Raw genomic sequence first — 12,363 nt, forward strand, 5'->3', positions numbered from 1 at the left:
CAGGTGTCTTATGCCTGGGATCCAGCAGCGATGTCCTTCTTGATGGCATCCATGTCTAGTCCCTGGACCTGTCCGATCAAGTCTTCCAGCGCCTCTGCCGGCAATGCGCCGGGCTGCGAGAAGACGAGGATTCCGTCACGGAACGCCATCAGCGTGGGGATCGAGGTGATGTTCGCGGCAGCTGCCAGCTGCTGCTCGGCCTCGGTGTCGATCTTGCCGAAGGTGATGTCCGGGTACTTCTCGCTGGCTGCCTCAAACACGGGTGCGAAGTTGCGGCACGGGCCGCACCATGCGGCCCAGAAGTCCACGAATACGGTGCCTGGTTCGGTAATGGTGGATTCAAAATTTGCGGAGTTTAGTTCAACGGAAGCCATACGTGCTTCATCCCTTCGGGAGGTTTGATTGCCGCGGATCACGAGCGTATCCGCAAATAGGTCAACCACACGCTCAACGGTAATATTCCTAGAGAGTTCGTTCAAAAATCTTCCAAAGGAGTCACCCCATGTGCAAGAAGGTCACCTGCGACAGCTGCGCCAAGCCGACTTGGGCTGGATGCGGCGAGCACATCGAGGATGCGCTCGGCGACGTCGCCGTTGCTGATCGCTGCAACTGCGCCTAGCAGGCCAGCTCGTACGAAAGCAGTCTCGTTCCGTCACCATTGCATAAGCAATGGCAAGCACGCGTTTCGCTGGATCACATTCGACATCCAAGGGGCCGGATTGATGTCAGGATGCGTTAGTGAAGTCGCACTCTTTCTCACCCAGCAACAGCAAGGGGAAGGTCGCACGAGCAGTGGATACCTTGGAAGACCAGCCTGACTCGTGAGTCGCAGATACTCCGACGTCGGTAGTTCCCCCGAGGAGGTCGGTCAGCAGCCCGCCCTCAAAGGTGCTCGTGTAGGGACCGGGATCCGTCCCCGTTGTCGAAACCTCCTCCCCGTAGAGCAAGGGGCCCAGAACAGGTAGGGATCCGATCGCAGGAACATCTCCATACCAATATTGAGCATCGTTGAGCGCGTATTCGGTCGACGGATAGTGCCAGATGAGAGTGATGCGGGGTTTGAGATTCACGCCGGCGATGCCAATCTCTGCCGTGCAGCTGTCGATGATCGGCGCCGGCACCACTAGCGCTGAGAAGTCGGCCGACGAGTGTTCGGCATTCTTCCAAGCAGCCGTCGTTGCCGCTGGCGAGACCGATGAAAGCAGGAGTCCGGCACACATAACGATGGCTGCACAAAGGCGCAGGCGGTTTGGGCGTTGGCGCCGTGCATTTCGGTTCAGGGACACAGCAGGATTCACCGACTCCGCCTTCGTCGCGCTCTAGCCACTCCGGCCAGCGCGAGGCCTAGAGCGACGGACCCGAAGGCGGCGAACAGCGGCAGGAGTGGATTGCTTCCGGTCGCGGCAAGGGGGCCGACCGGCCCGGGTGAGACCGCGATTTCATCGCCCGAACCGGAGGCATGCACCTCCAATTGAACGGATCCTCCGGCTGCGGGGACGGGGTCCTCGGGCAGCCAGAGATCAAAGAGCAGCCATCGCTCCTCGGCCACTGGCATGGATATCAGCCTGCGAATCGTTCCGTCGACGGCAACAGGACCCGGGACCAGTAGCTGGTACGTTTCACCGGCGCAGGTTCCCTCCACCCATCGCCGGTCACAGGACCGAATGGTGGAATGCAGCCTTAGACCGGGGTTCCCGTTGCCTACAAGTTCGACCCGGACTTCGCCGGGCTCCGACTCCGCAGCGGTAACGCCCACCTGCCATTGCACGGGTTCACCGGGAGCGAGTTGAGACATTGCTTCGCGGTTGCCGATGCTTGTCAATGTCAGGTGGTCGCTCGTTATGACCTCCTCTGCCACTGCCTGGACAGGGCTCCCCAACGCGAGACCAAGAGCCAATGGTGTGACGAGCATTCCCAGCCCGGACTGAGATCCGCTGCTTGATTGCTCCGGCAGGGGCAGTGGGTCTTCCTGCTCATCGGAGTCTTGGCTCGGCAGATCCCGCGGCCAGAACGCCCAAGTGACCAACCCAGATGCGCCCAGAGTGAGAACCGCCATCACCCATGGATTCGAAAGCCAGACGATGCCGTATGCCAGATTGGGTGCGGAGGCGAGAACAATCCGAACGGTGTCCACGGTGTATGGGAACGGATCCTCGGCCTCATTAGCATCGCCCTTCATGGTGATGATCCGCTCGGCATGTGACGGGCCGTCGGCCACGGAAGTCACCCGGTGAGTGATGGGCAGGGCCGCCGGCCGGTCCACTGTCACGACATCCCCGACTTTGATTTCGGTCGCCGGGATCTCCTGTACCAAAGACAGAGAACCAGCCGGAATCGTAGGGCTCATGGATCCGGTCTTGAACATGATCAAGGAAACGTTGAACGCGAAGGCGGCAATGACCAGCAGCACACAGACGAATCCGCCGAACGCCGCCAGGCTCAACACGGCATCGCCCAGGATCTTCCCCGCTCCCCGCATGCGTCTATCCATGGCCAACCCTGCTATTCGGCCGTCGCCGCAAAGACCCAGCGTCCGGTGAGCGTGGTGCCTTGGGCTTCGTTGAGTGCGGTCGTGGGCAAGCTGACGGCGAAACAGTAGTTGATGGCGGAGGCCCCGTTGGGTTCCAAATCGAGCTTCTGGTTGGATCCAACCGTTAGTTCACTCCCTGAGCCGACAATGTCGACCGAAGTGGCATCCGTAAAGGTATCAGCATCGCAGATCGGATCCGTGAGGGTTCTGACACCGTAGTGCAGGTACTTTCCGAGCCCGGTATCGTTGTCCGGATCCGCGGTCAGCTGCACGGAGCCGGATACGCTCCCTGCTGCCGTTTTCACCGAATACAACGCGTACGACGTCGTTCCGGGGACCAAGGCAGTCGGAGTGACCGTGAAATCAAGGGCGGCACCGGGTGAAGTGGGGTGGTCGCTGAAATCGGCTCCGTTCGTGCTGCCGACGATCGAGAAGGTGCCGGCTTTGAAGGTTTCGGTGGCGTTTTCTTCATCGGTCCATGCGGCAAGCGTTGCCGTGGTGCCGACGCCGAGCACCAGGCCGCCTGCCAGCACAGCGGCGATTTTGCGCCATGTGTTGGCCCGCATCGTAGTCATGAACTAGTCCTACTACTGCTGTCTGGCTTCAAATTGCCAAATGACCGTTGAATTCGCGCCCTGTTGCAGGCTGGCATCTGCTTTTACAACGAAGCAAAGGTTTTGCTCGGGGCCCGCAGAAGTGGTGCCTTGGTCGAGAGTAAACGCTTGTACTTCGCTGGTGGGAATTCCATCGAATGCCCCCGATGCAAAGGGAGTAGTCAGACCAACGCAGCCAAAACTCTCCGTCTTGTAAACCTCGTAGCTCAGCCCATTAATGCTTCCCACAAATTCCGCGGCCATTGTCACGTTCGCATTCTCGGTTGTTGCTTCGCTCAACCGAACGGCAAACGGTGCTTGAATCGTCTGGTCTGCCGAAATCTCTGAGGCGTCAAGCGGGAAGGACAAGTCGACGGCATTGCCTTCCGTGTGGCTGCTATATCCGATTCCGGTAGCGCTACCTTCTAGATCGAACGCACCAGTGCCGAAAATGCCTTCCGCAAACTCGGAATCGCTCCAGGCGGCAAGCGTCACCGCTGCACCGACCCCAAGGACCATTCCACCGGCCAATATCGCCCGGATCTTGCGGTTCTTTTCCTTCTGAGACATGAGCTCCCCCTTGCTAATATTCTCCGGCGCGACCGTCAGCCCCAGCTGAATCGGTACTACGCGAACGCCATTAGTTGATGTATCAACTACCTAAGAATCTAACAGGAAAACGTCTCTAATGAGCACGATAATAGGTTTTTTGCCAAGTCGTGGCCATTTACCGGGGAACCCTATCCAGTTGTCGCTAACAGACTAGTCAAGCGGCTAGTCGCGGGTTCCTTATTCACGATAATTTGCGGGTAGTTATCGCCTATCCAGACGACGGAGGTAAAAATGCATCGGAAAGTGCCGAAAGACCCGAGGCAGGATTCGCGTCGATATGCGTGCGGAGCATAGCACCAGGTCCATTCGGCGCTGTTGGCGTGGGCCAAATGAGAAGCCAAACATGGTGCGCACCGGCTCGGGCAGCAGCCCGATGGTCATCAGCCGGACCAGTGGCATCGCAGCACGGATCCACGGCGGTGCCTGCTTGGCGGCCAGGAGTTCATGTGCGACCGCACGTACCGGCGCATCGACCCTTAATTGCCCAAGCGTCTCGGCCCAGTACTCCGCGAAGTCAGCCCGGGTCGCAGGCCAGAGGTGAGCGGGCATCCCCAGTTCGGTTCCCAGCTGCGCATAATCGCGGTACAGGGCCTCGGCTGTGTCATCGTCGAGCGGCGGGAACACCGCACGCTGGATCTGCATAGCCGAGTCATAGAGCGTGGCGGCAACCCACAATTGCAGCTTCGGGTCACGCGCAGAGTAGGCAGGGTGCGATCCATCCTGGGCGGCCGGCGCCTTGACCGGGGCATGAGCCTCGTGAACTATCGACCGGACCTTGGCCCGTTGCTCGTCGGTACCGTTGCTCAGAGCATAGATATACGTCAAGGTGCCGTTGAGGCGGCCCAACGGATTGACGGCAAAATTCGAATGCCTGGCCACACCGTGGCCAACCCCGGGCATCGCGAGCTGCAGCAGGATGGCGCGTCCCCCGCCCAGCAGGTAGACGGCTTCCGGGGCGAAGCGCGAGAGCACGGATTCGGGTCGCGTCTCCGCGCCCCGGGAATCGGTCGTGCCCGCTGCCATGGCCCCGCTACTTCTTGCTCGGGCGCACCGGGTGCTGGGACAGGATGGAGACGCGGTTGAAGGCATTCATGGCAATGGCTGCCCACTGGACGGCGGAGAACTGCGCGTCGTCGAGTACCAGGCGCGAGGCTGCCAGCTCGGCAATCCGTGCTTCCGAGTCAGGCAGGGAGGTGGCGGCCTCGGCGACCGAGAGCGCGGCCGACTCCAGGTCGTCGAACAACTCGGTCTCACGCCAGGTGGAGAGCACCGCCAGTCGCTGGGAGGTCTCGCCTGCTTCCAGGGCCATCCGGCCGTGCATGTCCAGGCAGTACGAGCAGCCGTTGATCTGGGAAATGCGCACATTGAGCAGCTCGATGAGGCGTGTGCCCAGCCCGGCGGCATCCGCGGCTTCCTTGACCTTGAGCGAAAGGCCGTTCAGGGCCTTCCAGCTGGCGGTGTCGGACTTGTCCAGGAAAAACGGTGCTGCCAGTGACACTTGTCGACTCATCTCATCAATGGCGCATCGCGCCCCAACGTGGTGGTTACAGCCTACTCAGCCGCGGCGAGCTGGCCGCACGCGCCGTCGATTTCCTTGCCGCGGGTGTCGCGCAGCGTGGTGGGCACGCCGGCGGACTCCAGGCGGTCGATGAACTCGGCGGTGACGTCCGGCTCCGAGGAGGTCCAGACCGATCCCGGGGTCGGGTTCAGCGGGATCGGGTTCACGTGGACCCAGCCGCGGCCGCGGGCGTTGAGCTTTCGGGCCAACAGGTCCGCGCGCCAGCCGTGGTCGTTCATGTCCTTGATCAGCGCGTACTCGATGGAGACGCGACGACCGGTCTTCACGTAGTAGTTGAACGCGGCATCCAGGGCCTCGTCGACCTTCCACTTCGAATTCACCGGGATCATCTCATCGCGCAGTTCGTCATCCGGCGCGTGCAGCGACAGCGCGAAGGTGACCGGGACGCCCTCTTCGGCAAGCTTGTTGATGGCCGGGACCAGGCCCACGGTTGAGACCGTAATGCCGCGGGCGCTCATGCCCAGGCCCTCGGGGGCCTCGGCCACCATGCGGTGCACGGCGTTCATGACGCGCTTGTAGTTGGCCAGGGGTTCGCCCATGCCCATGAACACGATGTTGCCCACGCGCTCCTCGGGGTGCTTCTGGCCGCCCAGTCCGCCCTCGGCAATCACGCGGTTGGCCTGGACGATCTGGTCCAGGATTTCGGCGGTGGACATGTTGCGGGTCAGACCGGCCTGGCCGGTGGCGCAGAACGGGCAGTTCATGCCGCAGCCGCACTGCGAGGAGATGCACAGGGTGATGCGATTGGAGTAGCGCATCAGCACCGACTCGACCAGCGAGCCATCGAAGAGGCGCCACAGGAACTTGATGGTCCGGCCATCGTCGGTGGCCAGTCGCTTCACCTCGGTCAGCAGCTTCGGGAACATGACCTCGGCGATCTCGGCGCGGCGGTCCTTGGGAAGGTCGCTCATCAGCTCGGGATCGGTGGTGTAGTGCTGGAAGTAGTGCACCGAGAGCTGCTTGGCGCGGAAGGCCGGCAGGCCGATCTCCTTGAGCTTGGCGGCTCGTTCGGCCAGCGTGAGGTCGGCAAGGTGCATCGGCGGCTGGCTGACGCGGGCCTTGGCGGTGAACTGGAGCTGCGGGCGGCCGTCCTCGCCCATGGCCTGCTTCCACCCCTCGGCGGTGGGGCGCACCTGTGCGCGGCCCTCGGCCTTGGCACGGGATTCGGAGATGCGCATTTGCTGGGCACCCTGGGCCGCGGCCTGGGCGGCGCGACGGGCCGCGGCGTCCTCTGCGGCGGGCGCAGTAGTGGCAGGCACGGTCACTGGGGTTTTTTCGGGGGAAGTCATCGTTTCCATTCTCCCATGCATGTCCAGAGTGTGGGCGGTGAGATTGGGCACCACCCGGGGCCGCCGCGCGGGACCCGCGGCGAACAGGGGGGCGAGCAGGACGGCCGTGCGAGGTTTCCCGGTCGCAGAACCCGGGCGATACCGGCCGTGGCCTGACCGGGTCGTATCATGGGGACGTCGAACTTATCAGCCTGCGCAAGGGAAGGGAGTGGAATCCAGTGGACCGCGAGGAACTTCCCACGATCTTCAACCTTGCCTCGAGCGACCCGCGCAGCGAATTGATCGACAGGTCGAAGCTCAGCGAGGAAACGCTGAAGCAGATCGATCGGATCATGGCCGAAATGGGCAGGTTGCGGGCCGTTGAACGCAAGATCTCCCGTGCCTCGCAAAGCTACATGAACCTGAACGAGACTGACATGCGGGCCATCAGGTTCCTGATCTCGGCCAAGAACACCGACACCGCGGCGACTCCGGGCATGCTTGCCAAGCACCTAGGGATCACCACCGCTTCGGTGACCAAGATGGTGGACCGGCTGGAGAAGGCGGGACACGTGGTGCGCGCGGCACACCCCACCGACCGCCGGTCCCTGTGCATCACCGTGACCCCCGAGACCCACCTTGCCGCCCGCCAGCAGGTCGGTCGGCACCACGCCGCGCGCTTCGGCGCGGCCGCGCGGCTGAGCCCCGCCGAACGCGAGGTGGTCATCCGTTTCCTCGCCGAAACGGCCATGGACCTTGAGGACAGCATCGGATCGGTCGGCGAGCGCAAGCCCTCCCAAGGCTAGGCCGCGTCCGTGGCCTCGAGCGCCTCGGCGGCAGTGGTGATGCGACGGGCCATGGAGGAGAAGATCACCCCGTGGAAGGGCACGATCGCCAGCCAGTACAGCCGGCCCGCCAGGCCCTCGGGGAAGAACACCGCACGCTGTCGGTAGTGGCTTCCAGTTTCGGTCGGTTCCACCGAGAGCTCCAGCCAGGCCCGCCCGGGGACCCGCATTTCCGCGCGCAGGCGCAGCAGGCGATCCGGCACCAGCTCCTCCACGCGCCACCAGTCCACCGCGTCCCCCAACGCGAGGGAGGTGCGGTTGCGCCGCCCGCGGCGCAGGCCCACTCCCCCGGCGAGCTTGTCCAGGATCCCGCGCAGCGCCCAGGCACCGGGCAGCGAGTAGTAGCCGGTTTCCCCGCCCAGCGACGCGATGACCCGGAACAACGCAGCGGGACTCGCACTGGTATCTCGCTCCCGAACATCGGTGAAGACGGTGTGCCCGGCCCATTGCGGATCCGAGGGCAGCGGCTCGGCGGGTGCCTCCAGGGCATGGGCGGTGGCCCATGTCGTTTCCACCGTGTCATCACGCATCTTGGCCAGTGCCAATTCAACGGAGCTCCGGTACCCGGTCAGCCCCTCTGCAGGGCGGTCGATGACCGCATCGATGTCGCGGTTTCGCATCACGCAGTCGTGTTGCAGGGACTCGACCAGCGGAATGGCCAGCGCGCGCGGGATCGGGGTGACCAGGTTGACCCACTGGGCCGCCAGCCACGGGGTCAGCACCGGGAGCGCCAGGATGACCGGGCGGCGGATGCCCGCGGCATCGGCATAGAGGCGCATCATGTCCCCGTAGCTGTGTGCCTCGGGTCCGCCGATGTCGTAGGTGCCGGACACCTCCGAGGGAAGAAGTGCGCATTGACTGAGGTAGTGCAGGGCATCGCGCACGGCGATGGGCTGCACCCGGTTCAGCACCCAGCGCGGGGCAGGCATCACGGGAAGCACGTCAGTAAGGTGGCGGACCATCTCAAAGCTTGCGGACCCGGAGCCGATGATCAGCCCCGCCTGCAACGTAATGGTGGGAATGCCGCTGGATTCCAGAATGCGCCCGACCTTGACCCGGGAGGCCAGGTGGCGACTCAGCTCGCCCTCGGGATGCAAACCCGAGAGATAGACCAGACGCCCGATGCCCGCGGCCCGTGCCGCTTCCACAATCGTGTTGGCACAACGTTCCTCAACGGGGGCGAAATTGCTGGTGCCGCCCATGGAGTGGACCAGGTAGTAGAGGACCTCGGCTCCCTCACACAGTTCCGCGGCGGCATCCGGATCGGTGAGATCCCCCTCCACAATCTGCACCCGTGTCCCCCAGGGAACATCGCGCAGGGCGTTGCTTCGACGGGTGAGCACCCGCACGCTGTGTCCCTGCTCCAGCAGCAACGGGACCAACCGCCCGCCAATGTAGCCGGTGGCTCCGGTGACGGCGATGACGCTCATGCCGCGACCTCGGATGCGGACGTCGCGGCCGGATAAACCCGGCGCCTTGCCGCAGCGACGAGGGCGAAGAGCAGCAGGGCCGTAGCCGCAGAATACGCCGTGACGGAGACGGGCATGGATTCCAGGCCGCCGTCGCCGCGCCCCACCCCGATCCAGGCAATACCCCACACCATGGCGAGGGCCGCCGCGATTCTGCCACCGGAATACACCACGGTCATGGCACCGATCAAGGCCGCGACCACCGCCAGAACGCAGGCCAGGGGCGTGGCCCATTCAGCTCCGTCACCCACGCCCCGGGCCGCCAGCCACGCGGCGATGTTTGCCACCGTCGCCACGCTGACCCAGCCCAGGTACGGGCCGAAGGTCAGTGCCATGATCCAGCGTTCGGCGGGATGTTCGATGTGCGGCCGCATCAGCATGAAGATCCTCGCCAGAACCGCGAGCAGGAGCAGCATCACCACGACGCTTGCACCCAACCAGCCAACTTGCACCACGCCGATCCACAGGGCGTTGAGGACCGCGGAGCCTGCCGCCAACGGACGGATCCGCCGCTGGGTGTCGCTCCGTGCGGCGCGGGGCGTCAGTTGCCAGATCGCGTAGACGACCAGACCCAGATACACGAGGCTCCAGATGGAAAAGGCGCCGGTGCCGGGAGCCAGCAAGGTCGAATCTGCGCCCAGGCTGCCGTCCGCAGCCTCGGCAATTGGGGTGCCGCCCATCGCTCCGCTGCCGATGAAGGCGCCGGCGATCGCGGCAAAAACCGCTGCGGCACAGACTATCCGGATGGTCCAGGAGGCCTTTGGTGGGGAATGCATGGGGAGATCTCCTTGGCTCGGGGGAAATTTTCACTGAATGCGTCAGTCCTACTCGACAAACACTAACTTGTTAACCCATGATGTATATAGCTAAGCTAGTAATCAACCGTTCGAGGTATAGATGATCAAGGTTTCCACGGGCGAGACGTCCGGTCCGCACGCGGCATCGAAGCTGTTGCACGAGGTCCTCATGCTCAATGATGTCCTTGAACACGCGGTGTGTCGCCATCTTGGCATCAACGAGACCGACTTCCAGGCCCTGCAGCATCTGATGCTTGACCGCCCCATGACTCCGGGTGAACTGGCCGGAAAACTAAATATTTCCAGCGCGGCGACCACAGCGCTCATCGACCGGATGAGCGATCGCGGCTACGTGTCGCGGGCGGCCCATCCCACTGACCGACGCAGTATCCGCGTCCATCCAAGCACCCGGGCAGTGAACCTGACCATGACCGCACTGCGTCCGCTGTTCAACGATGCGGAACTTGGCATCCAGGAGCTGGACCCCGATGAACAACGCGCCGTGGTGAGGTACCTCGAGGGCATCCTCACGGCCATGCACACCCAGATCGACACCCTGGCCCCTCCCGCCACCACCCAGAAACGGAACGAACGATCATGAGCCTGCCAACCCAAAGTCCCGCGCAGACTTGCGGGTCCGCCGCACCCGGGAAAACGGAAGTGCTCCAGTCGCGGGTCCGCCAGCTGTTGTCCTCTGTCATCGAGGAACATCGGCGCGCGTCCGGGGAATACTCCAAGGCCACCCAAATGCTGTGGTCCCGCATTGGACAGGCACTGGAAGGTGGCAAGCTCACCCGGCCGCGCCTGGTCATGCTGGGCCACGAGGCATTCGCTCCAGCCTCGGTGGACAACGCTGAATTCGGCGAAGTTTCCGAACGCGTCGTTCTGCTGGGCTGCGCCTTCGAACTGCTCCATGGGTCGCTCCTGATGCACGATGACGTGATCGACCGCGACTTCACCCGGCGCGGGCGCCCCACCCTCTCGGCGCTGTACCGCGACGATGCGCTGGCGCGCGGCAAGTCGGCGGAGAACGCCGAGCATGCGGGCCACGCGGCAGCCATCATCGCCGGCGACCTGTTGCTTGCCGCGGCCATCAAGCTCGCCCTGCGGGCCGCCGATTCACTGCCCCAGGCAGCCATCATCGAGAACTCCTTCCACCAGGCAATCCACCACGCGGGTGCCGGGGAGCTGGAAGACCTGCTCTTTTCCCTGGATCCAGCGCCCGCCCAGGTGCAGGAGGTGTTGCGCATGGAAAAACTGAAGACCGCCGCCTATTCCTTCCAGGTGCCGCTGCACACCGGTGCCCTGCTGGCAGGCGCAGATGCCACCGGGGCCGCCGCCCTGGCCAACATCGGCAGCCAGCTGGGCGTTGCCTACCAACTCATCGACGACGTGCTGGGGACTTTCGGGGATCCGGCACGAACCGGAAAATCCATCGAGTCCGACCTGCGCGAGGGCAAAAGCACCATCCTCACCGCCATGGCTGCCTCCACTCCCGGGTTCACCGAGGACCTGCAGCGCTTCCGTGACCGGGGAACGGACGTGCAGGCCATGCGCTCCGCGCTGGAATCGACCGGCGCCGAGCGCTTTGCCCGGCAATTGGCCCAGGACCTGTGCGCCAGTGCCACCTCCGCCTCACGCGCCTTGGGGCTGCCTGCCCATGTATCCACCGAGCTCGAGGGCTTCGCCGGCCTGATCCTGAACCGGGGGGCCTAGTCCGTGAAACACGACACCGCAGTCAAAACCGGGGCACCGGCCGCCGGCCACGCAAGCGGCCGGCCCACCGCCCTGCAACGCTACTCGGCCACGGCCAGCAGCAGCGCCCGGGTCGTCATCGCCCGATACTCCACCTCGTTCTCGCTGGCCTGCCGCATGCTGGGGCGCCCCGCGCGCGAACACATCTCCAATATCTATGCCCTGGTGCGCCTGGCCGACGAGGTCGTCGACGGGGTCGCCCGCGAGGCCGGGCTGGACGCGCCTGCCGTCGCTGCCGCTCTGCAACGGCTCGAGGAGGAAACCGAGGCGGCGCTGGCCAGCGGCTACAGCACCAACATGATCGTGCACGCCTTCGCCTGCACCGCCCGTTCCCAAGGCATCGACACCGCGCTGACCCGCCCGTTCTTCGCCTCAATGCGCAGCGACCTGGAGGTGTCCACCCACGACGCCACGACTCTTCAGGGCTACATCTACGGGTCGGCGGAGGTCGTGGGATTGATGTGCCTGCGGGTCTTCCGTTCCATGCCCCACGCCCCCACCGGACACGAGGCGGAAACCGAGGCCGCCGCCCGACGACTGGGCGCAGCCTTCCAGAAGGTCAACTTCCTGCGCGACCTGGCGGAGGACACCTCCTCACTGGGACGCAGCTACTTCCCGGGTTTGGACCCGGCGGCATTCACCGACGCGCACAAGAACGCATTGGTCCACGAGATCCGGGCGGACCTGGACGCCGCGGCCCGCGGCATCCCCCACCTGGCGCCGCGAGCCGCACAGGCAGTGTCCATGGCCCACGGGTTGTTCAGCGAACTGAACCGCCGCCTCGAACACACCGACGCCGCCGAGCTCATGACCCGACGGATCTCCGTTCCCGCCCGCCGCAAGGCATACATCGCGCTGCGCACCACCATGGGCCGGCGTCCCAAGTCAGCCACGGTGAATGCGGCATGAAAGCGA

General features: G+C 64.2%; 14 protein-coding genes. 4 read left to right on the forward strand and 10 right to left on the reverse strand.

What is annotated here, in order from left to right; genetic code table 11:
• Positions 1-8 precede the first annotated feature (8 nt).
• From trxA to rlmN, 8 genes are all read right to left on the reverse strand, one after another.
• A complete protein-coding gene (gene trxA, locus ABD687_RS10920; RefSeq protein ID WP_264271873.1) occupies positions 9-374 on the reverse strand; it encodes a thioredoxin in 366 nt (121 codons plus the stop codon).
• Between the two features lie 351 nt (positions 375-725).
• Positions 726-1,298, reverse strand: a complete 573-nt coding sequence (locus ABD687_RS10925) for a hypothetical protein (RefSeq protein ID WP_310291262.1) — start codon at positions 1,296-1,298, stop codon at positions 726-728.
• Complete coding sequence (locus ABD687_RS10930) at positions 1,295-2,491, reverse strand: signal peptidase I (RefSeq protein ID WP_310291261.1); 1,197 nt, start codon at positions 2,489-2,491, stop codon at positions 1,295-1,297. Before ABD687_RS10930 ends, ABD687_RS10925 begins: the two co-directional genes overlap by 4 nt.
• Before the next feature lie 11 nt (positions 2,492-2,502).
• Positions 2,503-3,105: a SipW-dependent-type signal peptide-containing protein gene (locus ABD687_RS10935; RefSeq protein WP_310291259.1), complete on the reverse strand. Its 603-nt coding sequence runs from the start codon at positions 3,103-3,105 to the stop codon at positions 2,503-2,505.
• Between the two features lie 12 nt (positions 3,106-3,117).
• Positions 3,118-3,693 (reverse strand): SipW-dependent-type signal peptide-containing protein, encoded by a 576-nt coding sequence (locus ABD687_RS10940; protein ID WP_310291256.1) that lies wholly within the window; start codon positions 3,691-3,693, stop codon positions 3,118-3,120.
• A 243-nt stretch (positions 3,694-3,936) separates the two neighbouring features.
• On the reverse strand, positions 3,937-4,758 hold the full coding sequence (locus ABD687_RS10945; protein WP_310291255.1) for an oxygenase MpaB family protein: 822 nt from the start codon (positions 4,756-4,758) through the stop codon (positions 3,937-3,939).
• 7 nt (positions 4,759-4,765) lie between these two features.
• Entirely contained in the window at positions 4,766-5,233 is a 468-nt protein-coding gene (locus tag ABD687_RS10950; protein ID WP_372342867.1) for a carboxymuconolactone decarboxylase family protein, read from the reverse strand.
• A 53-nt stretch (positions 5,234-5,286) separates the two neighbouring features.
• Complete coding sequence (gene rlmN / locus ABD687_RS10955; RefSeq protein WP_264268917.1) at positions 5,287-6,492, reverse strand: dual-specificity RNA methyltransferase RlmN; 1,206 nt, start codon at positions 6,490-6,492, stop codon at positions 5,287-5,289.
• A gap of 329 nt (positions 6,493-6,821) precedes the next feature.
• Here rlmN and ABD687_RS10960 point away from each other — a divergent pair, with 329 nt between their 5' ends.
• Positions 6,822-7,388, forward strand: a complete 567-nt coding sequence (locus ABD687_RS10960; RefSeq protein ID WP_310291251.1) for a MarR family winged helix-turn-helix transcriptional regulator — start codon at positions 6,822-6,824, stop codon at positions 7,386-7,388.
• On the opposite strand, the gene ABD687_RS10965 is transcribed toward ABD687_RS10960, so the two are convergent.
• Positions 7,385-8,857, reverse strand: a complete 1,473-nt coding sequence (locus ABD687_RS10965) for an SDR family oxidoreductase (RefSeq protein ID WP_310291248.1) — start codon at positions 8,855-8,857, stop codon at positions 7,385-7,387. The genes ABD687_RS10960 and ABD687_RS10965 overlap by 4 nt on opposite strands.
• Positions 8,854-9,672: a tryptophan-rich sensory protein gene (locus ABD687_RS10970; protein ID WP_302264256.1), complete on the reverse strand. Its 819-nt coding sequence runs from the start codon at positions 9,670-9,672 to the stop codon at positions 8,854-8,856. Before ABD687_RS10970 ends, ABD687_RS10965 begins: the two co-directional genes overlap by 4 nt.
• 121 nt (positions 9,673-9,793) lie before the next feature.
• On the opposite strand from ABD687_RS10970, the gene ABD687_RS10975 reads away from it, so the two are divergent.
• From ABD687_RS10975 to ABD687_RS10985, 3 genes are read left to right on the forward strand one after another with little or no spacing between them, the layout of a single operon-like run.
• The gene (locus ABD687_RS10975) at positions 9,794-10,294 is read left to right on the forward strand and encodes a MarR family winged helix-turn-helix transcriptional regulator (RefSeq protein WP_302264255.1); all 501 of its coding nucleotides are present in this window, start codon (positions 9,794-9,796) and stop codon (positions 10,292-10,294) included.
• On the forward strand, positions 10,291-11,409 hold the full coding sequence (locus ABD687_RS10980; RefSeq protein WP_310291245.1) for a polyprenyl synthetase family protein: 1,119 nt from the start codon (positions 10,291-10,293) through the stop codon (positions 11,407-11,409). The genes ABD687_RS10975 and ABD687_RS10980 overlap by 4 nt, the downstream gene beginning before the upstream one ends.
• Positions 11,410-11,412: 3 nt before the next feature.
• Positions 11,413-12,357, forward strand: a complete 945-nt coding sequence (locus ABD687_RS10985) for a phytoene/squalene synthase family protein (RefSeq protein ID WP_310291240.1) — start codon at positions 11,413-11,415, stop codon at positions 12,355-12,357.
• The last annotated feature ends 6 nt before the right edge of the window (positions 12,358-12,363 follow it).

The sequence above is a fragment of the Paeniglutamicibacter sulfureus genome, assembly GCF_039535115.1.
GTDB lineage: Bacteria > Actinomycetota > Actinomycetes > Actinomycetales > Micrococcaceae > Paeniglutamicibacter > Paeniglutamicibacter sulfureus.